At 40.1% G+C, this 25,358-nt stretch carries 19 protein-coding genes; 7 read left to right on the forward strand and 12 right to left on the reverse strand.

Annotation, left to right across the window (positions count from 1 at the left end):
* Positions 1 to 19 precede the first annotated feature (19 nt).
* Positions 20 to 1,702, forward strand: coding sequence for an ABC1 kinase family protein (locus CYAN7822_RS10600; RefSeq protein WP_041933206.1), 1,683 nt, complete (start codon positions 20 to 22; stop codon positions 1,700 to 1,702).
* An 18-nt stretch (positions 1,703 to 1,720) separates the two neighbouring features.
* On the opposite strand, the gene CYAN7822_RS10605 is transcribed toward CYAN7822_RS10600, so the two are convergent.
* Positions 1,721 to 2,692 (reverse strand): DNA cytosine methyltransferase, encoded by a 972-nt coding sequence (locus CYAN7822_RS10605; protein WP_013322259.1) that lies wholly within the window; start codon positions 2,690 to 2,692, stop codon positions 1,721 to 1,723.
* 159 nt (positions 2,693 to 2,851) lie between these two features.
* Here CYAN7822_RS10605 and CYAN7822_RS10610 point away from each other — a divergent pair, with 159 nt between their 5' ends.
* Positions 2,852 to 3,835 (forward strand): S66 peptidase family protein, encoded by a 984-nt coding sequence (locus tag CYAN7822_RS10610; RefSeq protein ID WP_083786922.1) that lies wholly within the window; start codon positions 2,852 to 2,854, stop codon positions 3,833 to 3,835.
* 127 nt (positions 3,836 to 3,962) lie between these two features.
* Here CYAN7822_RS10610 and CYAN7822_RS10615 read toward each other — a convergent pair whose 3' ends face one another.
* Entirely contained in the window at positions 3,963 to 4,745 is a 783-nt protein-coding gene (locus CYAN7822_RS10615) for a tetratricopeptide repeat protein (RefSeq protein ID WP_041933207.1), read from the reverse strand.
* Between the two features lie 164 nt (positions 4,746 to 4,909).
* Between CYAN7822_RS10615 and CYAN7822_RS10620 the strand changes: the two genes are divergently transcribed.
* Together CYAN7822_RS10620 and CYAN7822_RS10625 are read left to right on the forward strand one after the other, a co-directional pair.
* Complete coding sequence (locus tag CYAN7822_RS10620) at positions 4,910 to 6,265, forward strand: NAD(P)/FAD-dependent oxidoreductase (RefSeq protein ID WP_013322262.1); 1,356 nt, start codon at positions 4,910 to 4,912, stop codon at positions 6,263 to 6,265.
* Positions 6,266 to 6,579: 314 nt separating this feature from the next.
* A complete protein-coding gene (locus tag CYAN7822_RS10625; RefSeq protein WP_013322263.1) occupies positions 6,580 to 7,530 on the forward strand; it encodes a diguanylate cyclase in 951 nt (316 codons plus the stop codon).
* 226 nt (positions 7,531 to 7,756) lie between these two features.
* Here CYAN7822_RS10625 and CYAN7822_RS36760 read toward each other — a convergent pair whose 3' ends face one another.
* From CYAN7822_RS36760 to CYAN7822_RS10640, 3 genes are all read right to left on the reverse strand, one after another.
* Positions 7,757 to 10,108: a tetratricopeptide repeat protein gene (locus tag CYAN7822_RS36760; RefSeq protein ID WP_013322264.1), complete on the reverse strand. Its 2,352-nt coding sequence runs from the start codon at positions 10,106 to 10,108 to the stop codon at positions 7,757 to 7,759.
* Positions 10,095 to 11,438 (reverse strand): AAA family ATPase, encoded by a 1,344-nt coding sequence (locus CYAN7822_RS10635; protein ID WP_013322265.1) that lies wholly within the window; start codon positions 11,436 to 11,438, stop codon positions 10,095 to 10,097. Before CYAN7822_RS10635 ends, CYAN7822_RS36760 begins: the two co-directional genes overlap by 14 nt.
* A 118-nt stretch (positions 11,439 to 11,556) precedes the next feature.
* Complete coding sequence (locus CYAN7822_RS10640; protein WP_013322266.1) at positions 11,557 to 13,860, reverse strand: GspE/PulE family protein; 2,304 nt, start codon at positions 13,858 to 13,860, stop codon at positions 11,557 to 11,559.
* A gap of 403 nt (positions 13,861 to 14,263) precedes the next feature.
* On the opposite strand from CYAN7822_RS10640, the gene CYAN7822_RS10645 reads away from it, so the two are divergent.
* A complete protein-coding gene (locus tag CYAN7822_RS10645; RefSeq protein WP_013322267.1) occupies positions 14,264 to 15,766 on the forward strand; it encodes a bifunctional metallophosphatase/5'-nucleotidase in 1,503 nt (500 codons plus the stop codon).
* Here the strand turns inward: CYAN7822_RS10645 and CYAN7822_RS10650 are convergent.
* The gene (locus CYAN7822_RS10650) at positions 15,746 to 16,657 is read right to left on the reverse strand and encodes a glutaminase (protein WP_013322268.1); all 912 of its coding nucleotides are present in this window, start codon (positions 16,655 to 16,657) and stop codon (positions 15,746 to 15,748) included. The genes CYAN7822_RS10645 and CYAN7822_RS10650 overlap by 21 nt on opposite strands.
* Before the next feature lie 37 nt (positions 16,658 to 16,694).
* Complete coding sequence (locus CYAN7822_RS10655) at positions 16,695 to 17,219, reverse strand: O-acetyl-ADP-ribose deacetylase (protein ID WP_245602726.1); 525 nt, start codon at positions 17,217 to 17,219, stop codon at positions 16,695 to 16,697.
* 102 nt (positions 17,220 to 17,321) lie between these two features.
* Between CYAN7822_RS10655 and CYAN7822_RS10660 the strand changes: the two genes are divergently transcribed.
* The gene (locus CYAN7822_RS10660) at positions 17,322 to 18,173 is read left to right on the forward strand and encodes a universal stress protein (RefSeq protein ID WP_013322270.1); all 852 of its coding nucleotides are present in this window, start codon (positions 17,322 to 17,324) and stop codon (positions 18,171 to 18,173) included.
* Between the two features lie 164 nt (positions 18,174 to 18,337).
* On the opposite strand, the gene psbM is transcribed toward CYAN7822_RS10660, so the two are convergent.
* The 5 genes from psbM to lpxD all read right to left on the reverse strand — a co-directional run bounded on the left by psbM (position 18,338) and on the right by lpxD (position 23,617).
* Entirely contained in the window at positions 18,338 to 18,445 is a 108-nt protein-coding gene (gene psbM / locus CYAN7822_RS10665; protein WP_013322271.1) for a photosystem II reaction center protein PsbM, read from the reverse strand.
* Between the two features lie 244 nt (positions 18,446 to 18,689).
* Positions 18,690 to 18,986 (reverse strand): 2Fe-2S iron-sulfur cluster-binding protein, encoded by a 297-nt coding sequence (locus CYAN7822_RS10670; protein WP_013322272.1) that lies wholly within the window; start codon positions 18,984 to 18,986, stop codon positions 18,690 to 18,692.
* A gap of 138 nt (positions 18,987 to 19,124) precedes the next feature.
* The gene (locus CYAN7822_RS10675) at positions 19,125 to 20,657 is read right to left on the reverse strand and encodes a TolC family protein (RefSeq protein ID WP_425365339.1); all 1,533 of its coding nucleotides are present in this window, start codon (positions 20,655 to 20,657) and stop codon (positions 19,125 to 19,127) included.
* A gap of 306 nt (positions 20,658 to 20,963) precedes the next feature.
* On the reverse strand, positions 20,964 to 22,532 hold the full coding sequence (gene ggt / locus CYAN7822_RS10680; protein ID WP_013322274.1) for a gamma-glutamyltransferase: 1,569 nt from the start codon (positions 22,530 to 22,532) through the stop codon (positions 20,964 to 20,966).
* A 38-nt stretch (positions 22,533 to 22,570) separates the two neighbouring features.
* The gene (gene lpxD / locus CYAN7822_RS10685) at positions 22,571 to 23,617 is read right to left on the reverse strand and encodes a UDP-3-O-(3-hydroxymyristoyl)glucosamine N-acyltransferase (RefSeq protein WP_013322275.1); all 1,047 of its coding nucleotides are present in this window, start codon (positions 23,615 to 23,617) and stop codon (positions 22,571 to 22,573) included.
* Between the two features lie 111 nt (positions 23,618 to 23,728).
* Here lpxD and CYAN7822_RS10690 point away from each other — a divergent pair, with 111 nt between their 5' ends.
* Positions 23,729 to 24,934, forward strand: a complete 1,206-nt coding sequence (locus tag CYAN7822_RS10690) for an RNA-guided endonuclease InsQ/TnpB family protein (protein WP_013322276.1) — start codon at positions 23,729 to 23,731, stop codon at positions 24,932 to 24,934.
* Positions 24,935 to 25,358 lie beyond the last annotated feature (424 nt).

Raw genomic sequence — 25,358 nt, forward strand, 5'->3', positions numbered from 1 at the left:
ACAATCTTGGTTAATGAGAATGCTCTCCAAGAGGAACAATTTTCAGCCCTTAAGCTGGCAAAACGCTCAATCTAGTGCTTTTGTACGCCATTTAGAAATTTTTTCAGTGGCGAGTAAATTTTTGTTTGATTTATGGTGGGATAATTTAGTTCAAAACTATTCAGCGAAACAAAGACATCGACGAGCTAAATGGCTGGTTAGACAGTTATTAAATCTTGGGCCAACTTTTATAAAAATAGGGCAGTCTTTGTCAACTCGTGCCGATTTATTGCCGATAGAATATGTACAGGAATTGGCTCAGTTACAGGACCGTGTACCTGAATTTAGCTCTGATTTAGCGATATCAGTGATTGAAACTGAACTGGGAAAATCCATTTCAGATTTATTTGAAACATTTGAATTTTATCCTCTCGCTTCTGCTAGTTTAGGACAAGTTCATCGAGCAAAACTCTACACCGGAGAGGAAGTTGTTGTTAAAGTTCAGCGTCCAGGCTTAGAAACATTATTTAATTTAGACTTTGAAGTTGTTCATCAAGTTCTGCGAATAGCTAATTGGTTTCCCCAGGTGAGAAAATTTAACTTAGAAGCGGTTTATCAAGAATTTTTTCAACTTTTATTCCAAGAAATTGATTATATTCTTGAAGGAAAAAATGCCGAACGTTTCCGAGAAAATTTTCAAGATTACCCCCGCATAAAAGCTCCTATAGTCTATTGGGAATACACCACCAAAAGAGTATTAACCTTGGAATACTTACCCGGAATTAAAGTGGATGACCGAGAAACGCTACAAGCTCAGGGCGTTAATTTAGATGAAGTGATTAAACTGGGAATCTGTTCTTATTTAAAACAGTTATTATTAGATGGATTTTTTCAGTCCGATCCCCATCCCGGCAATATGGCGGTTAATCTGGATGGAGAGTTGATTTTTTATGATTTTGGCACTATGGCTGAAGTTAAGCCAGTGGCTAAAGAACAAATGATTCGGACGTTTTTTGCTGTCCTGAGAAAAGATACTGATCAGGTGGTGGAAACTTTGGTCTATATGGGATTAATAGAACCTATTTCTGATTTGAGTTCAGTTAGGCGAATTGTCAGATTTTTGTTAGAGAATTTTCGAGATAAACCCGTTGATATTAGAGCCTTTGAACAGGTGAGTGAAGAAGTTTATATGATGTTTAAACAACAACCTTTTCGCTTACCGGCTCAGATGACTTTTATCATTAAGTCGTTGACTACTTTAGATGGGATTGCCAGAGCTTTAGATCCTCAGTATAATCTTTTAGCGGCTAGTCAACCCTTTATACAAAGTCTTACTGTATCGGATGGAAGTAGGAAAAATTTAATTATGGCTTTAGCAAAACAAACCGCAAATTTAATTAAAAATACTTTTACGGCAGGGAATCGAACCGAGCGGCTAATTTTACGTTTAGAAGACCGCATTGAACAAGGAGATTTACGGTTTAGAGTTCGTTCTCTAGAAAATGAACGCCTCCTCAAACGGATTTATTTAGGCGTTAGGACTTTAATTAATGCCACTCTAACGGGTTTTAGTGTGCTGGCGGCTATCGGGTTATTGTCCACCCCTTACAATAAATTGGCGATTATTCCTTTTGGTTTATCAGGTTTATTTGGTTTGTTCTTTTTGCGTTCTGCTATTGCTTTACTCATTCAAGAACGATTAGATAGATTAGCCGAAAAATAATATTTATAACCATGAGCTTTATTTAAATGCCTTTTTAAGCTCCTCAGCTATGATTTTAATGCCGCCAGGAGGCACAGAGTTACCAATTTGTCGGCGAACACTCGCAATAGAACCTATAAAAATAAAATCATCCGGATAATCAAACAATCTTGCTCTTTCACGATTAGTTAAAGCTCTTGGTTCAGTAAAATGATAACCCCAAGTTCCACCCCCTCCAGCCGCTATAATCGTTGTAGCAGGCTTATTTCTATCTAATCTTTTATAGACATGACTAATCATTCCTTTAACATAATAGCGAGAGGTTTTGGGAATAGATTTATAATTTCCTCCTTCGGGAATAAGATTTAACATTTTTTTCGTTTTCGCTTGAATTTTTAGATGCTCATTATTATAAATAACTTTTTCTACATCCTTTAAAGCTTCTCCGGCTGTTTTATAATTTTCAGGGGGATGAGTTGGATTGGGTTTTTGATAAATATAGGGACTATCTCCCCTCACTCCTATAATTAAAACTCTTTGTCTTAACTGAGGAGTCCCATAGTCAGCAAAATTATAAATATCGGCAAAAATTCGATAGCCAAACTCTCCACAATTTTGAAAATCTTCAATAATTTTTTCGATGGCTTTGCCGCCATTAGCGGTGAGTAATCCTTTGACATTTTCCGCCACGAAAACAAGGGGTTTTTTCGCTTCTACTGCTTTGACAAAGTATTGATATAAATTCCCTCGGTCTGTCTCAAGACCTCCTCTTTTCCATATCATCGAAAAGTCTTGACAGGGAAACCCTCCTAAAATCAGGTCACAATCGGGGAGTTGTTCAAAATTAATATTTTTAACGTCATCTTTAATGATATGATCGCCAATATTTCTTTTATAGGTTTCACAAGCATCATGATCAATATCATTCGCCCAGATGATTTGATATCCGGCCCACTTAAACCCTAAATCCATTCCTCCGCAACCACTAAATAAAGAAATTACTTTAATCATTCTTAGCCCGTGTTTGACTTGCTTCAAAATCAACGAAAATCCCAAAAACAACCACAAGACCTAAATCTTGAAATCGAGTATTCTTATAGTAGCTTAAAAGGTTTAAATCGCCGTCAATTTTTAGCCGCTTGTACAGCCACAGTTGCTACGGTTATTGCTATGTCAAAACAAGGACAAGCCTCAAATGAGCCTATAATAAAGCCCTCTAAATTATATCCTGGGGCGGGAGTCGGGTTAATTGCTCCAGCCGGGGCAACTTTTTTACGAGAAGACCTAAATATTGTTTTAGATGCCGTAAAAGCGTTAGGATTGGTTCCTTATTTAGCTCCTCATTTAATGGATCGTTATGGATATTTAGCGGGTAAAGATGAAGACCGGGCGGCGGATGTTAATCAGTTTTTTGCTGACCCTAAAATAAACTTTTTACTGCCTTTACAGGGCGGCTGGGGTTGTAGTCGAATGTTACCTTATTTAGACTATAATTTAATTAAAAAAAATCCTAAAATTATTATTGGATTTAGTGATATAACGGCTTTAATTTTAGCCATTTATGCTAAGACGGGTTTAGTGACGTTTCATGGCCCAAACGGGTTAACCGCTTGGCGCAGTGATCAAACCCAATCTTTTCGAGATGTTTTATTTTTAGCCAAAAAAGTGACTTATCAAAATCAAGCCGCCTCTGAAGATTCAGATCGTTTAATGCAGGTCAAAAACCGTATTCAAACCATTACACCGGGCAAAGCAAGAGGAAAACTTATCGGCGGAAATTTAACGATATTGTCTTCTTTAGTAGGAACTCCCTATTTTCCTGATGTAGAAGGGGCGATTTTATTTGTTGAGGATGTGGGAGAGCAAATTTACCGGATTGATCGCTTAATGACTCATCTTAAATTAGCCGGAGTATTTGATAAATTAGCCGGCTTTATTTTTGGTCAATGTACTCGCTGCACACCAGATGGCGATTATTCTTCTTTGACGTTAGAAGAGGTTATATGGGATCACATTCAACCCTTAAAAATAGCGGCTTGGTATGGCGCGACTATTGGTCATATCGAACCGGTTTTGACTTTTCCTATAGGCATAAATGTTGAAATAGATGCCACTACGGGAACGATTCAAATGTTAGAACCGGCTGTCGTTTAAGCTATAAGCTCTTTGGATAATATGAAAATGACTAACTTATCAAAGATTACGCCATCAACAAAGTTTAAACATTAATGAGTGAATATTTTGGGTTTCATCACTCAACAAAACCTACATTTATTCAAGTCTAAACAGATTGACGAATTTTCTCAACTTGTTGAATTTGTCCGCTACTAAAACCGGCTTCTTTCAAATGACCTAAAAACCAACTTTCTCGATAACGCCCATCAAGATTAATCGCTTTTTGATAAGTCTGTTGTGCTAACAATTTATCTCCCTTTTCCCAATAAACCAAAGCCAAAGCAACCCAAGGATGAGGATTTTCCGGTTCTAAAACGGTAGCCTCTTTGCCATGAATAATCCCTTGTTCGTAATTTTTCAGCAGATGATAAGCTAAACTGAGATTATAATGAGCAATTTCATTATCCGCTTTCAGTTTAATTGCTCTATGGTGAGTCTCTACCGCTAACGGTAAATTGCCGCTCACTAAATAAACAATTCCTAACGCATTTAAAGCCGCAACATTATTAGCATCAAAACTAAGAGTTTTCTTAAGTTCTGTGATCGCTTCTGGTTCCCTTCCCGCTAGATGTAAAGTCCAACCTAAAAGAACCCTGCCTGAAATATTCTGCGGATCGAGATCAACTGCCCTATAAAAAGCCTGGATTGCCTCAGTATAGCGTTGTTGACTGCGGTATTCAAGACCTTTGAGCCGATAGGAAGAAGCCGCTTTTATTTGTTCTGCTGTGGGTTTACTCGGACTGGGGTGCGGAACTCGTTCCGCACTAGGGGCAACAGGAGACGGGCTTTTAGAAAGAGGATTTTCTGGTGGCGGAGACTTCACCGCTTGACATCCGAACCCACCCAACGCCATCACCGAAATAAATATTAATAAAAATAGCCTAAACATACCTCATTCATTTGTTAGATAAAACCTAAAACTTTTGCGAAATTTAAAATCAGACTAGAGAAGGAAAAATCAATAACAAATTATTGTCTTGTAACTGTTACTACTTTTAACGACTCTTTATATCTTTTAAACTGTAAAGGTATAAGTCAACCCTCGGTGAACTTATGAGCAACAACACTACTCGGAAACCTCGTGTCGTCATCGTCGGTGGAGGATTTGGAGGGCTTTACACAGCCAAAGCTCTCAAAGATGCCCCAGTACAAGTTACTCTTATAGATAAACGGAATTTTCATCTTTTTCAACCCCTTCTCTATCAAGTCGCTACAGGAAGCATTTCTCCTGCTGACATCTCTTCTCCGCTTCGTCTTGTCCTGCGTCATCATAAAAATATTCAAGTCCTCTTAGACGAAGTTATTGATCTCGATCCAGAAAACAAACAGGTCATATTAAAAGGTCATGAACCCATAGAATATGATATTTTGATCGTTGCCACCGGTGTAAGTCATTTTTATTTTGGCAATGATCACTGGAAAACTTTTGCTCCAGGGTTAAAAACCATAGAAGATGCTTTAGAAATTCGCCGGCGTATTTTTATGGCTTTTGAAGCCGCAGAAAAAGAAAGCGATCCCGAGATTCGTCAAGCTTGGTTAACTTTCGTGATTGTGGGTGGAGGTCCCACCGGCGTAGAATTAGCCGGAGCGATCGCAGAAATTGCCCATAGTTCTCTAACCGGAGACTTTCGTCAAATTGATACAGGCGCGGCTAAAATTCTCTTACTAGAAGGCATGGACCGCTTATTACCGCCCTATCCTCCGGAACTATCGGCTAAAGCCGAAGAATCCTTAACTCGCTTTGGCGTTACCATACAAACTAAAACTATGGTGACAGATGTGAGTGAAGGGATGGTCACTATCCGTCAAGGAGAACAAGTCAAAAATATTCAGGCTAAAACCATATTATGGGCGGCAGGTGTGAAAGCCTCCTCAATGGGAGAAGTCCTTGCTCACAGAACCGGCGCAAAACTTGATAGAGCAGGCAGAGTAATTGTTGAACCTGATTTAAGTATTGCTCAACATCCTAACATTTTTGTCATCGGGGATTTGGCCAACTTCCCTCACCAAGATGATAAACCATTACCCGGTGTTGCTCCGGTTGCCATGCAGCAAGGAGAATACATGGCTCAACTGCTTAAAAAACGTTTAAAAGGAGAAGCTGTTTTACCCTTTTATTACGTTGATCACGGGAGTTTAGCAGTGATTGGACATCACTCAGCCGTCGTTAACCTGGGGTTTGTCAAACTGCATGGGTTATTGGCCTGGTTCATTTGGTTATGGGCACATATTTACTACTTGATCGAATTTGATAACAAACTGGTGGTGATGGTGCAGTGGGGTTGGAATTATTTTACGCGAGGACGAGGGGCCCGTCTGATTACTGGAGAATCCTCTCTGGCTACTTTTGTGGAAGTGGAACCAAAAGAAACTCCCTCTGTGACTCCCCAAGGGGCGGCTAAAGTTTAGCCATAGATAAGGCCCCTCCCTTCTTTTAAGGGGTGGGGTTCGCCGATCCATCCATCCCATTTTCTCAAAATTTTTTTACTCTCCTCATTGGCTTAGATGCCATGACACAGATCACAGATCAACTGTGAGAATTATTAGCAATCATCTGTGATACAAATTATAGCTATCTTTTGTGATAGAGGAAATAATAGGTTTAGGATTCAAAAAGCGGATGCATAGCATGATTCATGGTTAGTTATTGAAAAATCAATCAATGACTAGCCAGAATTTCCTTTTTAATCAAGAATCCCTCTAACACACACCCCACTTATTTAATGAGAGTTTTTTCTGCCGACAATTTCCTCATCATGATCGTTGATGATGACAGCCAGAATCGAGAATTCCTCCGCTCGATTTTAGAGCAGTCCGGCTATAAAACCACCTTGGCCTTCAGTGGACAAGAAGCACTTGAGCTAATTAAATTCACTAAACCGGATTTAATTTTATTGGCTTTGGTGATGCAAAATTTGAATGGTTTACAAGTCTTTGAACGCCTTAAAGCAGATTCAGATTATCAAGATATTCCTATTGTTTTACTCGCTGATCGTGAAGAGAAGCATCAGTTATTAAAAGCCTTTGAACTGGGGATTAAAAATTATTTTATTCGGCCTTTCATTGTAACATATTTACTAAAAAAAATCAAGCTTTTGATTTTAAAGTTTATTAGAAATAAGCTTAATAAAACTATTACTGATTTAGAAAAAATCGCCGTGCTAGAGCAGTTAACAGTTATTCCTAACCGTTGCCATATTTTGACGATTACTGAACAAAAAATTAGTCTGGCTTGTTATTATAATTATCCTATATCAATATTGATAATATGCCTAGATAATTTGAACTTTATTAACGATACTTATGGCGAATTAGTAGGCAATGAAGTGTTGATATTTATGGCTAAAAAACTGAACAATTTTTTACGAAAAGAAGATTATTTAGTCCGGTTTAACCAGGGAAGTTTTTTAGGATTTTTACCTCATACAGGGACACAATTTGCGTTAGAAATAGCTGAACGTCTTCGACAAAAAATTGGTGAGCTATCTTTGAATGTCGAAAATCAACAAATTTACTTTACAGTTAGTATCGGAGTGGCTACCTATCAAGTTAATGAGAGTGACATAGAAGAGTTATTAAAACGGGCTGAACAAGCACTTTTCCAAGCCAAAAAACAGGGAGGTAATCAAGTGGTTGTTCATCAAGATGATCTGTCTAATTTACGAGTAGGTTAATCAATTATTTATACTGAATCCGGCTTACTTACCCCCTTTAATTCCCTCACCCTGAAGGGGCTGGCTCAACGAACAGAGCAATCCTACGCGGGCTAAATTATAAAAGGGGTAACTAACCAGGAGGATTTGGTATTACCTTTCATCAAGGGAAAGCTTGAGGGTTTAATACTTCTAATGCTGCCCTAAAACAGGAGATAGCCGCTTCTAAATAATTAGCTTTCTCTCCCTATATTTTCTCACGGGAAACATTGCTCAAATGATTTTGTATCATTTCCCATTCAACGGGGAAAGCTTCACGGGTATATACTGTTAATGCTGCCTTGAAATAGGAAATAGCCGCTTCAATATTTTCCGTCTTATCTCCCAATATTCTCTGAACATAAGCAGCACCCAAATTATATTGAGTCCTTGCCCAATCTTCAGGAAAGGCGTTACGGGTTAATACTTCTAAAGACTGGTTTAAGGCGGCAATAGCTAACTCGAGATTTTCTGCCCTGTCCCCGAGGATGCGTACACTATAAGCAGCACCCAGATTATTTTGTGTCGTTGCCCACTCATAAGGAAAGGCATCACGGGTATATACTTCTAATGACTGGTTTAAGGCGGCAATAGCTAACTCGAGATTTTCTGCCCTGTCCCCGAGGATGCGATCACTATAAGCATTCCCCAGATTATTTTGTGTCCCTGCCCACTCATAAGGAAAGGCATCACGGGTATATACTTCTAATGACAGCTTATAGGCGGCAATAGCTAACTCGAGATTTTCTGCCCTGTCCCCGAGGATGCGATCACTATAAGCAGTGCCCAGATTATTTTGTGTCCTTGCCCAATCTTCAGGAAAGGCATCACGGGTTAATACTTCTAAAGACTGGTTTAAGGCGGCAATAGCTAACTCGAGATTTTCTGCCCTTTCCCCGAGGATGCGAGATCTATAAGCTATCCCCAGATTATTTTGTGTCCTTGCCCAATCTTCAGGAAAGGCATCACGGGTTCTTACTTCTAATGAGTGCCTATAGGCGGCAATAGCTAACTCGAGATTTTCTGCCCTTTCTCCGAGGATGCGAGATCTATAAGCTATCCCCAGATTATTTTGTGTCGTTGCCCACTCATAAGGAAAGGCGTTACGGGTTAATACTTCTAATGAGTGCCTATAGGCGGCAATAGCTAACTCGAGATTTTCTGCCCTTTCCCCGAGGATGCGATCACTATAAGCATTCCCCAGATTATTTTGTGTCCTTGCCCATTCAACAGGAAAGGCGGCACGGGTTCTTACTTCTAAAGACTGGTAATAGGCGGCAATCGCTAACTCGAGATTTTCTGCCCTGTCCCCGAGGATGCGATCACTATAAGCAGTGCCCAGATTATTTTGTGTCATTGCCCACTCAACAGGAAAGGCATCACGGGTTCTTACTTCTAAAGACTGCCTATAGGCGGCAATCGCTAACTCGAGATTTTCTGCCCTTCCTCCTCGAATGCGATCACTATAAGCTATCCCCAGATTATTTTGTGTCCTTGCCCATTCAACAGGAAAGGCATCACGGGTTCTTACTTCTAAAGACTGCCTATAGGCGGCAATCGCTAACTCGAGATTTTCTGCCCTTTCTCCTCGAATGCGATCACTATAAGCTATCCCCAGATTATTTTGTGTCCTTGCCCACTCATAAGGAAAGGCATCACGGGTATATACTTCTAAAGACAGCTTATAGGCGGCAATAGCTAACTCTAGATTTTCTGCCCTTTCCCCATATTTTTTTTTTCTATACAAATCCCCTAACTTTTGCAGCAGACTTGCTTGAGCGACTTGCAAGGATTCTTGTTGCTCACTTAGCTTCAAAGCTTCGAGCAGAACATTTTCTGCTTTTTCCCACTCTTTTCGACTTAGATAAGCTCCTCCTAGCTGATCTAAAATTGACACCACAGTCTGCAAATTTTTCTCGCTTTGATTCTCTGAATATTCTTGAAGTAATCGTTCTAATAAATTAATTCTACTCTGACTTTCTGGTAATGGGTCATCTTGGATATACTCTAGAGATAAGGTGGGAAAAGCTATCTGAGACCTCTCCGCTTCAGGAAGAGAGCGAAACTTAAAAATTCCCGATTTCCAAGCCCAAAAATCCGGAGCAAATTTAGCAAAACGAGTAGTCGTAGAGCTAGGTAAACAAAACAAAATTGGATAAGGAACCTGATGACTAAAAGCATCCCGAACAAAATTGAGATTTTGTAAAATAGGGGGATATTCATCAAGTCCAATCGAATTTTCTAAACCCTTGATAATGAGTACCGGCTTTTTATCTTTAACTAGAGTATTTTCCGAAAAAGATTTTAAAATTTCATCTAAAAGAAAGCGTATTTCAGGAGCATCAAAATTCAAAACCACAAACTGAATATCTTGACACCGAGGATGCTTAATTAAAGCTTCAATTATCCAATCCCTCTCTTGATTAGAATCAACTTCAATAAACCCTATAGTCAATCCTTCCGAAAAGTCAATAAAAGTTAATAATTTAGAAAATTGACTCTCATTATTAATAAAGAATAGACTCTGATTTGAGCGAGTTGAGGGATTAAACTGTAGCATTTTTTAACGCATTTTGAAAAACTTCAATAGATTTCACTACTGGATTAATATAATTCCATCTCTCATTCCCATTATATTCTAGGGCAGATGTATTAAACAGCATTGATTGTCCAATGTTAGTGTTACTAATTTCTTTCTTTAAATAAACTTTGACCAAATCCGGATAATGTTCATCAGGAATAGTTCTCTCAAAATTAAACTGTACATCTTTAATAGCATTCGTCACATCATCAGCATTAATTTTGGTTCTGCCTGCGGCATCGGTTGAAGTAATAGCAGTTCTCATCATTTGCATCAGTTGTCTGACATGACCGCCACTTGCTTTTGCTAAGGTTAATAACTGCTCATATTCTTCAAAAAGCGCATCAACTTTAACCCGTTTTTCAATTAAACTAGCAACCGCCGTTAAGCCTTCTTGTTTATAACCTAAATCAGGAATATCACGTTTTAACTCATAAATATTAACCATCGGGACAATATTACACTTATCAAAAAAATTATTCACGTTTTTTTCAGAATACACAACTGAAATAGGAACAGTATAGATAATATTACACTTCAAGGCTTGTAACTGGGGTGCATAATCAAAAAATAAATGATCGCCCACCGGCGGAGGAACCCGATCTAAATTATCGAATACGATTAAGAATCCCTTATAGTGAGGAAATTTTGCTCGGATTTTTTTTAATCCATCTAGAAGCAAAAGATTCAGGTCTGTTTGTAAACGGGAAATATCTCTTTCTAAAGTTTGGCGAATGGTAGTTTTTTGTTTATCAGAACCTTTAATTTGTGCCAATAATTTAACGAGCAACTTAGCAATAAAAGGAATCGGAAAAGGGGAAGAACTTACTTCTAAAGTTCCCGACATACTTACTGATCTTTCTACGGTTTCCTCAGTTTCGTTGGTTATTTCCTTAAACCAAGCTTCAAAATTTCTAATTAACTCACGATCAAACTGTATTTCTTTTTTGCGTAGTTCATATTCAATTTGCTTAATAATAACTAGATATAAATCCGTATAACGAGCATCTTGAATATCAATTTCTTGATCCGCTTCTAAATAAATAATAAAATACTCTTGTTTCCACTTTTCTTCAATTTGTCTCAATTCAGTGCTTTTTCCGCACCCTCGATGACCTGTAAATAAAATTGTAGTAAATTCTTCAGCTTCTTGAAATTTAAGGTCTGCATCAACTTTAGCGATAGCTTTAGTATTACGTACCTTAGATAAATCAACATAATATCGCTGCATATCTTCACCGCTTAATGGACGAGGATCGCAAACGCGGAATGCTTGTTTAAGAGTTGTCGCCAGATAAGCTGAAGTCATGGAGCAATTTTACTTTAGTCAGTTTAATCCATAGGCTTATCTTATCCTGTAGAGACGTTGGCGGCAACGCCTCTAGGGTAGGGATAACTTGCTACAACTGATCTAAGATGGCGATAACTTACCAAGGATCAGGAACGGATTTAACCTTATGGTTTACTGGCAAATCGTCATCATCAAGGGTAATGCCTGAGATAACGGTTTCTTTATCAGCTTCAAGTTCTTTTTTGAGAGTCTCCCAATCTCCCGGATCACTCAATTCTTCACATGGCTCATCTGATGAAACCATCGTTTCTTTATCAAACTCAAGTTCTTTTTTGAGGATTTCCCAGGCTTGAGCATCTCTTATTTCTGGTTTCTTTGAAGAAGAAGCCGCCGTTTGAGTTTGAGAAGAATTAGAAGCATTACCAGTAGATGTCATCTCCTGCTTAAGTTGATTAAACTCTCGATTTAGCGTTTCTAAAAGTTTCTCGATCTCCTGTAAACGACGCATCACTTGAGGAGGCTGAGATACTGGGATATCACAACCCAAATCACCCGGATTGCATTCTAAAAGATCACCAAAAACTCGCTCTAATTCTTCTAAAGTCGTCTGACCTTCCAAGGCTAAGTTCATGGCATAAACTAATAGCGGTGTCATGCCTTCTTGTATAGCCGCTTTTCTCATGGTTTGAACATCAGATTGTTGAGCAATCATAGACTTCAAACGCTGGCTAATCCCCATCACCTCATAAACCCCTACCTGGCCTTTATATCCTAGCCCATTACATTGACGACATAATCGTCCTTTGGATCGGGCTTGTTCCTTTTCAACAGAACTGAGAACATTCGCTTTGTAACAAGAAATTTTTTTGTCTAGTGACACCAATGAGTGAAATTTTTCCAGTTGTGAAGCAGTGGGTTGATAACTCAGACGACAAACGGGACAAACACGGCGCACTAAACGTTGATTAATTACACCAATGAGGGTGTCACTCAGTATCGAAGCATCCACACCCATTTTATTTAAACGAAGAATCGCACTCGCCGCATCTGGAGTCGGTAATGTGGTGATGACTAAATGACTTAAAGCCGCTTCAACCACTGTTTTAGCAGTATTTTTGCCTCGAATCTGATCAAGGCCGATGACATCTACTCCTTGATTGAGAAAAGAGAGTAGAACAGAATTATAGTCTTTTTTTTGTTCATCATCCATTTCTACTTGAGTCACACCAGATAAAGAAACTTCTATAGAATTTTCTACAGTAGCTAGGTTGACTCCTAATTGATTTCGCTGCGCCAGCAACGTATAAAAAGTAGTAGAAATGCCAGAACTTTCAGGCCCAGTAATTAAAAATAAACCCGAAGACCGATTAACAAGATTTTTAATTAATTGTTTGGTATTCTCATCAGTGATTAATTCTTCTAGGTCTAATGAAATCGCTTTAGGGTCTAAAATTCGGATAATAATTTTTTCTCCATTACGACCCGGGAAGGTACTGATCCAAAAATCAATTTTACGTCCTGAAAAAGATTTTTGCATCCTGCCTTTTTGCGGAGCATTGATTTGAGTAATATCTAAATTAGCCAGAGATTTTAACCGAGAGATGACAGCCGAAGCAATTTCTTTAGGAATCGGATCGAAAGCGGAGCCAATTACACCATCTTGACGAAACAATACATCGAGGTGATGTTCTTGAGGTTCGATCTGAATCTCTGAAGCTTTGCTTTCTAAAGCTCTCGACAAAATATTATTGACTAGAGTCACCACCGGACCTTGTTGAACATCCTCCGGCAAACTGAGGTCATCTTCGGATTTGAGTTTTGTATTTCTTAAACCCGGTGATACATCCTCAAAAATATCAGTAATATCCACTAGGGTTTCTAAATCTTCTTCGGCTACATGAATTTGTGTCGTTTCATGAAAATGACGCTGAGTGAGGTACTGCTCGAGTAATTGGTTATAATCTTGCTGAGTGATGACTTTACGCGCTAATTTCAACTGCTTCGGACGGAAAATCTGTTTGAGAGCATTGAGCGCTTCTGGATCTTTAGGATTAACTAACGCAACAACAATGGAGGGCGGCTGGTGATTCCGTTTTTTGAGCGGGAACAGTTTGTAGCGGCGACATAATTCTAGAGGAATTAAAGTCTCAATCAATTCTTCTACCTGCTTCCACTCGAAAGAATAGGTTTCTGGATCAAAAACATCAATTCCGTAAAGAATTTTTAAATTAAATAGATGATCTTTTTTGTGCTGGCGTACAAACTCCGGTGGCAGAGGCTTTCCAGTTACTTCTTGCAAAATTTCCAGCAGCGAACGTCCGGTTTTTTTCTTTTCAATCAAAGCCTGCTGTATTTGCGGTAGGTTGATGTAGCCTGACTGTATTAGTTTATTGGCAAAGGGCGGAAGGGTAAACGAGGAAGGATCATTTAGAGAAGACATTGGTCCAATAGGGGGTGATCAACTAGGTGAACAAAAGTAAATTTTGATTTTGGCATAGTCGTCTATGAACCTCTGAGTCTCTTCTGATAAAGAGATTAGGGGTCTTTAGACTCTTTAACATTAAGAAGTTTATTTATGTTTAGGTACTAACAGGTCGCCTGTTAATCTTAGAGTGCCCATATCTTCAGAAAAATTTTACAAAGATTCAGTAACAGGTGTTAGATCTTATTTTTATAGAGTGGCTTCAATGTATTACACTATAGTAATAGCATTAGTTTGATCAAAAAAAGTAATACTACTTAAATAAAATCCGCCTAATGTTATTACAAAATCTATTTTTTTTACTAGATCTAAAATAGTCTTGAAGCTTGCATTTTTTTGATTTAAAGAAGGAAAATTAACGATGAAACAATGGCAAAAATTAGCAGGAAGTGTGTTATTTTTTGGCTTCGTCATTTTTTCGCCTATCGCTAGAGCAGAAGAGGTCAAGATTACTCTACTACAGCTAAATGATGTCTATGAAATTTCCTCTTTAGCCGAAGGAAAACAGGGTGGATTAGCTCGTGTAGCCACTCTGGAAAAAGACCTAAAAAAAACCAATCCGAACACTTATACAATTTTGGCGGGAGACTGCCTTAGTCCTTCAGCGTTAGGAACTGCCATAGTTAACGGACAATCCCTAGCAGGTGAGCAAATGGTTGCTGTTCTTAATGCGATGGGTTTGGATTTTGCCACTTTTGGCAATCACGAATTTGATCTTAAATACCAACAGTTCTTAAAAAGACTTGAAGAATCTAAATTTACTTGGATTTCTAGTAATGTTTTTGATAAAGAAAACAAGCCTTTCCCCAAAGTTGAACCTTATAAAATTATTACTATTCCAGGAAAAGCAAACACTACTGTAAAAGTCGGATTGATTGGTCTAACCCTTGATAGTAATCCGGCCGATTATGTAACTTATAAAGCCGTCATTGAAACCGCTAGACAACAAGTACAACAACTCAAAGGTCAAGTAGATATTATCATCGCTGTTACTCACCTAGCACTAGCACAAGACCAAGAACTAGCACAAACGATTCCAGAAATTGATCTGATTTTAGGGGGTCACGAACACGAAAATATTCAACAGTGGCGAGGCAATGATTATACTCCCGTCTTCAAAGCCGATGCTAACGCTAAATCAGTCTATATCCATTATCTAACCTATGACACTCAAACAAAACACCTAACCATAGAATCGCAGTTAAAACCTGTGACAGACGCTATCCCCGATGACCTTAATACTGCTAAGATAGTTAAGCAATGGCAGGACAAGGGATATCAAGCCTTTCGCGCTCAGGGTTTTGCTCCCGAAGAGGTCATCGCTACCACAACCGAATCTCTCGATGGGTTAGAAGCGAGTGTTCGCAATAAGTCAACCCGTTTAACCGAGTTAATTGCTCAAGCGATGTTAAATGCTGTACCCGAACCCGACTTAGCCATTTATAATAGCGGCTCCATTCGGATTGATGACATATTGTACCCAGGTAAAATAACTCAGTATGATGTGCTGCGGATTTTGCCCTTTGGCGGAGAGATTATGTTAGTAGAAATGAAGGGAAGTTTATTAGAAGAAATCTTGGAACAAGGAATCAAAAATCAAGGAACCGGCGGCTATCTTCAGACAGCAAATGTTCAACTCGGTCCAGATGGAAAAACTTTTTTCATTAATGATCAAGCTTTAGACCCAGAAAAAACTTATCGGGTAGCTATCAATGATTTTTTAATGAAAGGAAAAGAAACTGGCATGAGTTTTTTAACCGAGCAAGCACCCGGACTTAAAGTCATTGGCAAAGAAAAGGATATTCGTCAGGCTCTTATGGACCAACTTAAGCTGACCTATAATTCAAAAGCGATTAATAGATAAAGCTTTGGCAATTTGCTCTATTAAAAAGAGTCCCCCTACAGAGTTTCCCTGTGCATCTAAAGGAGGACTATAACAAGCGATTACCCCTTGTTCAGGAACCAGAGAAAGCACTACTCCACTCACCCCGGATTTCGTGGGAAACCCTACCTTAAGGGCAAATCCGCCAGAACTTTCATAAAGTCCAGAGATTGTCATGATTTCCTGAACAATCTGACAATGTTCGACTTTAAGGGCAGTAGGAGGAGAGACAAGTAATAATCCGAGCCGAGCAAGGTCAACAATATTACCCGCCAAACAACAAATATAATTGTAAATATTGAGGGCTAATTGAGGATTGTCTAGAGAACCCTTAGCCGCTAATTCTTGGACAAGAGCTTGATTACGGACATTGGGGAGAGATAGAACCGATTCTAACATCAACTCATCTAGAAATAGGTGACAATTTCCTAATTTATTCAACCAAAGTCGTAGGTTTTCACAGGCTTCTGCTGCATCTTTTCCTGATAACAATGAGGCTAAAGTAATCGCACCACTATTAATCATCGGGTTTCTAGGAAAACCTCGATCTATTTGTAATTGTTCTAAAGAGTTAAAGGGATAATTGGAAGGTTGACCCCCTACCCGCCGAAAAACGGCATCACTGCCTAAATCGGCTAATAAATAAAGTAAAAGAAAGGGCTTAACCACGCTCATTAAAGGAAAGGTTAACTCTAAATTTCCCGTTGAATAAGCCCTATGTACCGTTAAAATGTAGGCAGCAAACCCGTTAGGATCGGCTTTCTGGAGTAAAGGAATATAATCAGGAATCTTGCCCTTTTGGCTTCTTTCCAGTGCTTGTGTTACCCATTTTAAAAGTTGCTCTTGCTTTAAATCGACTAAAGAGATAGACATAAAATTAACTATTAAAAATAGGGGAGTTGTATCGGTTTTAGACAATGAGTTTGTGAATCACTTTTTGATAACAATCAAAATCCTCGGAACTAAAACAAACAAAAATAACTTGCTCAATAGAACTCGGCTGTTTTAAAAAATTTTGCACCTCAGTTACAGCAATTAAAGCCGCTCGTTCTAGAGGAAAACCGTAGGCTCCGGTACTAATAGCCGGAAAAGCAATCGAGCGAATTTGTTGAGAAGCCGCTAAAGCCAGACTATGGCGATAACAACTCGCTAATAATAGATCTTCTTGTTGATTTCCGCCGTGCCAAACAGGTCCCACTGTATGAATCACCCATTTAGCCGCTAATCGATAGCCGCCAGTAATTTTAGCTTCTCCAGTTTGGCAACCGTTTAAACGGCGGCATTCTTCCAATAATTGGGGTCCTGCGGCACGGTGAATAGCCCCATCCACACCGCCCCCCCCTAACAGAGAAGGATTAGCCGCATTGACGATCGCCTCCACCGCTTGTTTGGTAATATCCCCTTGCAGTGCTAGAATTTGTTTTTTCCACATCATCAACCTCCCGACACAACTTGTAACAAGTCGTTAAATTTCTCAGCCACCATTAGCAGTATGCTGAAAGCAGAAAAAGCTAATAGAACAATCGAGTTTTAATCCATGCTAGAGAAGATCTTATACGCTGATGCAGGAACAGGTAACACCTTAGAAATGCTAAAGGTTTTGATGGACTTTCCTGCGCTCAAAAAAGCGGCTCTGACGATTTTGCATGTTGTTCCCCCACAGATTACCACAGACGCTCTAACCGAAAAATGGCAAGAAGGGACTCAACTGATTGCCAAGGTTCTTGAAAATGTACCTCTTGATCCCAGTAAAGTTTCTACCATTTTACGCCAAGGAGAACCTAAAGATACTGTATGCCAGGTGGCAGAAGAAATTAACGCTGACTTGATTCTCATGGGTTCTCGCGGATTAAAACGCCTCGAGGCGATTTTAGAAAACTCCGTCAGTCAGTATGTTTTCCAACTGACGAATCATCCCATGTTGCTAGTCAAAGATGATATCTACGTCAAAAAAATCAAGCGAGTGATGGTCGCCTTAGATAAATCGGCGGCGGCTGATTATGCTCTAGAATTTGCCACCTTTTTGCTTAAAGACTATCCAGATGCACAATTATATTTAGCTCGGGTTAACCCAGATTTAAAACCCGACTTGATCTTATCTCAAAGCGAGATGGAAAGTAATCCAGTCATTGCTCCTGCTGTAGCGAAAGTCAAGCGGCTAGGAATTTCCTATCGTTGTCTGGTAACCGGAGGGCGGCCTGGAGAACAAATTTGTAAGTTAGCCGAAGATAATAACATCGATTTGCTGTTGTTGGGATCTCCTGATCGTCGTCCCTCTGTGGCTAAAAGCTTACCCGACCTTGATCGCTTATTAGGGACTTCTTTATCAGATTATGTGCGAGTCAATGCTAATTGTCCAGTGTTGTTAGCACGAAAAGAAGGACTTTAATCGCTGACAAGGAGCAGTTGAAGCCTGGGAGCATAGCAGTCTCAAAGCGTCAAACCGAGTTACTATCAGAATTTACCTGTTGCCTTTTGCGATCTAACAACCAGCCAAAAAAGGAGGGAAAGCGAGATGTTCTAGCTTTCCCTTAAAAGTTATTGTAACTTTGCTTAACTTTCGGTTTCCCGTCTGGTCTGAATATAAAGGATCAACAGAAAAACGGTAGGAACTAATACAAAAAGAATGGTGGCAATAAATCCTAAATCATTAACTTGCATCTGATGAACTGTCTCCCGATAGAACAACAACTTCTTAGAATATCACTATCGAGGCAACCAAAGAAGGAGGCACTATTGCAGGGGGCAGGAGGCACAAGTGCAGAAATTTTCCTTACCTAAGCCTTGAAAGCCTCTCCCAACAGAGTTTTGTAGCCCGTAGCTAATGGAGGATTTTGGGGGCCTTCGCTTGGGGAGCGCTGGGAATCTCACCCTAAGCGAACTGCTGCGGCCTGCCTCAAATGTGTTAGGGCTTGGTTTTCACTTTCACCGGTCCATTGACAAGGGTTTGACAAGCTAAACGATAATTCTCGGGTTTCTTCTTCAGCTTGCGCTGCTCAAAATCGGTTTTAGGAGATAGATTCTCCATTCCTTCAACAATTTCCACAATACAAGTCCCACATTGACCATAGCCGCCACAATTGGTCAGCTTTCCTTTGAAGGTGTAGATATCAACACTGTTTTGCAAGGCTTTTTCTCGCAAATTAGCCCCCTGAGCCACTACGACATCCTTGTTTTCTTTAACAAAAGTGATAGTAGACATTTTTTCTCCTTACGCCTAGGCCCTTTTTCTAGATCTTAAATAATTATGAAGTTTTTTAACACATTTGTTACAAAAAACTACGATTTGGGCAAAAAAAAATGGGGGACTAAAAACTCGGTTGTCCCCCCCACACCACAATTAAAACTTATCAAACAAGTTGTTAGCCGGCCAGTTGCTCACTTGCCGTTGCAACTGATTAAGAGAACGGTTGTAATCAATAACGGCTTGTAGGTAATCACTACGGGCTTGGGTTAAATCCCGTTGTGAATTAATAACATCAATTTGAGTCCCTACGCCCGCTTGAAACCGTAAACGAGCCAGTCGAAGGCTTTCTGTGGCAGTTATCACGTTAGTGTTCGCCGTTTGGATATTTTCCTGGTTAGCAATCAGATCATAGTAAGCCTGTTCGACATTAAAGCGGATTTCGTTCCGCAGTCTAGCAAACTCAGCGTTAGCAATATCCATATTGCGATAATTTTGTCTAGCCCGTGCCTCTGCCCGCCCTCCATCAAAAATAAGCCAGCGTAGTCTAGCAATAAAGGCATAACCATCTGCCACGCTCAACCTATCTTCAAAAGTATCGGTATACAGATATCTAGCAATAAAATCCACTTGGGGTTTAACCGAGGCTAATTCCGCATAGCTGGTTTGCTGATAAATTTCTCTTTGCAGGATTTGCTGTTCTAACTCCGCCCGATTATGGTAAGCCTGAACAATCGTTTGTTCAAGGGAGATAGGCCAAGTTCCTGCCTCTCGAATTTCATCAGCCGCCGTTAATTCTATGGTTTGTCCCACATTTAAAACTTGGGCCAAGCGTCTTCTAGCTGTTCGCTGATCGGCGATCGCTCGAGTCAAATCCTGGTTAGCTCTTGCCAAATCTACCTCAGCTTGCAGAACAGAAAATCGCGTTCCCAGTCCGGCTTGTTCGAGTAAGCGAGCATCCCGCAAACTGACTGAAGCATCTTCTACCGCCGCTTGAGCGATAGCCACTTGAGCATCAGCCCGTTGTAATAAGTAGTAAGCCTCAGTGGTATTAAAGCGCACTTCTTCAGCCACTCGTTCTACTTCTAACTGATTACGGTTAACTTCTTTTCGAGCCGCCAAAATGCGGGCCGGACGTTCACCAGCCGAATAGACATTATAGTTCAGTTCGATTTGCCCATTGTTAGTGGTTTGTGCCAGAAAGTTAAAATCTAGAGGGACATTATTTTCATTTGCCCGTTGCCGACTTTGATCGATACTGGGGTCCGATTGCCGCTCAAAATCAAAGTTAGTGTTTACCGTAGGAAATTGGAGAGATTGAGCCTCTCTTAACTGGGCACCGGCACGTTGTAAGGCAAATCTAGCTTGTTTAATTTCTTCATTGTTGTTGATCGCGAGTTCAACGGCTTGCTCAAGAGTGATGGGCTGAACTCTACCAATATCAACTTGATTAGGACTATTGGGGATAAGTAAAGGATTAGCACCAGGATTGAGATAGGGCGGCACTGGTGGAGGAGGATAGGCATTACCTGGGGCACTTTGTGAGGATGGCTGAGGAGTTTGTGGAGAAGTTTGTTGAGGAGAAGTTTGTTGAGGAGAAGTTTGTTGTGTGTTAGAAGGTGATGGCTCTTGAGCCAGTTTTAGCATTTCACTCACCCGAGGAACAGGGGTTGTCTCGGGAGGTTCCATTAAATCAGCAGCTTTTGAGGGAACAGGAAACAACTCAGAAGACTCTAAATTAACCTGAGAAGGTCCGGCAGTAGGTATCATTTGAGCATTGACTGAGGCTCCATAGATCACAAAAGCCAAAATTCCTGTACTAAAGGTCATCCATTTCGGAAAACTTAGCATTGCTTTTAGTTGGGTTAGATGTTGTCGGTGGTTGTTAAGCAACTCAGAACTCCATGACAATACCATGAGTTGATCTTGACATAGAGTTCTGTTAGTGAATAACTTAACAGCTATTTTTTGAGTTCATTTAATGATTCTAAGACGTTAGCTCTCTCCAGTTGCTCCCAAGGCTACCCCTTCTCTTCGAGAATCACCAGAACCTTCTAATGTTCCGTCTTTTCTTTGTCCTACCGTATGAACCCCACCAAAAAACATATTTTTTTGCTCCCACAAGACAAAAGATGTCTCTTCGGGAAGCTTGAGGTGCTTAATCATTGCGGCTCGTCCTGGAGCGGGTTCTAAGTTATAAATGTAATTTTCCCAATGGACTCGAGAATTATTGACAGCCGCTTCCATCGGTAAGTGAAAATCGATTAAATTAGAGATCACTTGAAAAATTGCCGTTCTAATGCGGTTTGAACCTCCTGAACCTAAAACAATTTTCGGTTTTCCTTCTTGTAAGACAATGGTAGGCGACATCATTGAGGAAATTCGTTGATTTTCTTGCCACTGATGAAAACCGAAAGGATTGAGGTCGGCTTCTCCTAACATATTGTTGAGCATGATGCCGGTGCCTGGAATAACGTAAGATGACCCTTCACCATTAGAAGTAGTCACACTAGCCGCGTTTCCCAGTTCATCCATCACACTAATGTGGGTGGTACTTCCCCATTTATTGAGCGTTTTTTGGAATTTTTTTTGATAAGGTTCTAGGCATTCTGAAGCCAGAAAAGACTCAATAATATCATCTTGATATAAATAAGAATCATATTTTTCTTGTCTAGCTTCATTCGTTAAGCGCATAATTTCCGCTAAAATTTGTAAATGTTTCTCACTGCCAAATTCAATTTTTTTTAAATCACAACTTTCTAATAATTTGAGAGCAAAAGCAATCAAAACGCCTCCGGAACTAGGCGGAGGATTCGTTAATAACTCATAATTTCGATAAGAAATTTTTAAAGGTTTTCGGCGAATGACTCGATAAGATAGTAAATCTTCTTTGGTTAAATAACCTCCTTTGGATAAATCTCTCACCAGTTGCCGACCAATCTCACCCTGATAAAAGCCGCTCAAGCCTTGTTGCACTAATTCGCCTAATGTTTCGGCAAAATCCCTAAGATAAAAAGTTTGACCTAGTTGAGCTAATTTCCCTTCGGGAGCATAAATTTTTCGAGATTCTGAGGTTTCTAAAAGAATGGGAGATAAAAGTTCTTGACAATACTGATTAAATTTCTGAATAATAAATCCATTTTTCGCATAATCAATTGCCGGTTCTGCCACCACATCAAACGGTAATTTTCCCAATTGTTGATGAATTTCAAAAACTCCCACTACATTGCCCGGGACAGCAATAGAACCTTTGCCAATATGAAAGTCTTGAATGGCTACTCCAAAGTTAACTTTAATGCCATAAAAATCAATTTCTTGTACAGGTTTTTTCTGTCGAGGCGTTTGACAAAAAAAATCAAAAAGAATATTTTCCTGCTCTTCAGTATGAGCCAGTAAAAATCCTCCTCCTCCGGCTGAAGTTAGAGTAGACTCAACCACAAAGGAGGCTAAAATTGCCGCGATAGCAGCATCAAAAGCATTTCCTCCTAACTCGAACATTATTTGTCCCGCTTCAGCCGTTTTTTGGTGTCCGGCAGCAATCACACCACGAGTTTTTTTTCTCATTTATATTGATGAATAAGTTTAAATAAAAAATGTAAGCATTATTCTTTTTCTAACTGTTTTTGAAGTTGTTTAAAAGTTTGATACATCTCAGGAAGCCGCTTATAGATAGCAGAAACCTTAAGATATAATTTATTGGGCACACAGGGACTACCAGACACAATCTCGCCGGCAGGAACATCATTAGGAATACCCGTTTGTGCAGAAGCGATCGCACCATCTCCAATTTTTGCCTGGTTCGCTATCCCCACCTGTCCGGCCAAAATCACTCGGTTACCAACTTTTACCCCACCAGCTAACCCAACTTGTGCCGCAAAAGCACAATTTTCTCCCACTTCGCAACTGTGAGCAATATGAGTTAAATTATCTATTTTAGTATGGCGTTTAACCCGGGTTTCTCCTACTGCCGGGCGATCAATGGTGCTGTTACAACCCACTTCTACCCCATCTTCTAACACAGTAATACCTGATTGTTCCATCTTAAACCACCCAGCAGCAGTAGGTACAAAGCCAAACCCTTCTGAACCAATGACGGCACCACTGTGAATGACACAATCTGCACCGATTTGACTACGTTCATGAATGGTACAATTAGCATGAAGAATCGTGCGATCGCCCACTGTCACGCCGGGATAAATCACCACATTGGGATGAAGACAAACATCATGACCGAGTTTAACGCCGGCACCAATAACCACATGAGCCCCAATAGAAACATTTTCTCCCATCACAGCATCCGGATGAATGACCGCAGTGGGATGAATGCCTGGACAGGGGCGAAAGGGTTGATAAAATAATCTAATAGCATGAGCAAAAACTAAGCGAGGTTCAACGGTAGCTATCCAAGCAATCCCTCTTTGTGTGGCTTCAGTTTGCAAGGTTTCATCTACAGGTAAAATCAAAGCAGAAGCATCGGTTTTACTCACCATAGAGGCAAATTTTGCCCCTTCTATATAACTCAGATGACCGGATGCGGCTTCATCAATGGCAGCCAGTTGAGTAATTTCAGGATTAAAATCTGGGTTAGTGGTCAGACTATGGGATTTGATAAACTGACTCAGTTGATCCACAATCACATTAAATTTCATCGAAAATTTTGGGTCTGAAACCCCGTCGTTCTATGACGGCTTTATTCTTCAATTGTAGCATTCTCACAGAATATGTACTAAAATGTGAATGTAGTCTAACGTTCTCAAGGCATGACCGCTCCGAAAGACGGCGAAGCAACACGCGCATTTAAATACCGTTTTTACCCAACGTCTGAGCAGGAAACCCTCTTGCGTCGGACCCTGGGATGCGTTCGGCTTGTCTATAACAAGGCTTTGCATGAAAGAACACAGGCATGGTACGAGCGACTTGAGCGAATTGACTATTGCCAAACATCCGCTATGCTTACCTCTTGGAAGAAACAAGAAAGCTTGGATTTTCTCAACGAGGTTAGCTGTGTTCCACTGCAACAAACATTGAGGCATCTTCAGAAAGCTTTTACTAACTTCTGGGGAAAGACCGCCAAGTATCCACGCTTCAAGCAGAAAAGAAGTGGAGGTAGCGCGGAGTTCACCAAGTCGGCTTTTAAGTGGAAGGATGGTCAAGTCTGGCTGGCTAAGTGTTCTGAACCCTTGGCTATTCGCTGGAGTCGTCAACTTCCATATGGTGCAACTCCCTCGACGATAACCATTAAACTTGATGCTCGCGGTAGATGGTTCGTCTCTTTGCTCGTTAAGGATGAGACGGTTCAACCTTTGCCAAAAAGCGACAAAGCTATCGGGATAGACTTGGGGATAACCAGTCTGATTACCACTAGCGATGGAACAAAAATCAGCAAGCCCAAGCATTTCAACAAGCTTTACAAGAAACTCAAACGGGTTCAAAAGGAGTATTCTCGGACTCAAAAAGGTTCCAAGAACCGAGAAAAAGCTAGATTGAAAGTAGCTAGAGTTCACGCAAAAATAGCGGATTCTAGAAAAGATTTCCTCCATAAACTGACAACTCAATTGATTCGTGAAAACCAAACGATAGTAGTTGAGGATTTGGCTGTCAGGAATATGGTCAAAAACCCCAAGCTGGCTAAAGCGATATCTGAGTGTGGATGGTCTGAATTTGTCGGACAGCTTGAATATAAATGCCGGTGGTATGGTCGAGAACTGGTGAAGATTGATCGCTTTTTTCCAAGCAGTAAACGTTGTGGGAATTGCGGTCACGTAATGGATCAATTGCCTCTGAATATCCGTGAGTGGGAATGTCGAGAATGCGGGATGACCCATGACAGAGATATTAATGCAAGTCGTAACATTTTGGCCGCCGGACTGGCGGTGACTGTCTGTGGAGCGGACGTAAGACCTGATAGGCATGAGTCTAAAGGGCAGTTGCGAAAAACCCGTAAGGGAAGGAAGCAAGAAACCTAAATCGTGAGGTTTAGGAATCGCCGTACCTTGACCGGCGGCGAGGATGTCAAATCGGCACCATACACATCATTAAAAAAATTGTAGGTTAGATGCGACACCAGATAAGCCTGTGTTCTGGGTGTTCAATCTCTTGGTTCGTTATAAAGATGCTCCAAATAGCACAAGAACAAAACATTTGTCTGGTATTCATCGCCTGTAAATTAAAAAATGCGAGAATTACTGACAACTTCATCAAATCTTCAAATTTTTATCCTAAATTATGAGTTTAATAAACTGTAGAAGTTTAAGAGTAGAGTCTGTCCTCAGCTTTTTGCAAATGTCTTTAGACGCAAGTCAGCAGATCACTGCTGTCTTTTTTATATCCCTCGTGTGCTTTAAGTACAGAGAACAAGCTTAATTTTTCGGTTCTAGAGGGGAATGTTAG

The organism is Gloeothece verrucosa PCC 7822 (genome assembly GCF_000147335.1).
Taxonomy (GTDB): Bacteria; Cyanobacteriota; Cyanobacteriia; order Cyanobacteriales; family Microcystaceae; genus Gloeothece; species Gloeothece verrucosa.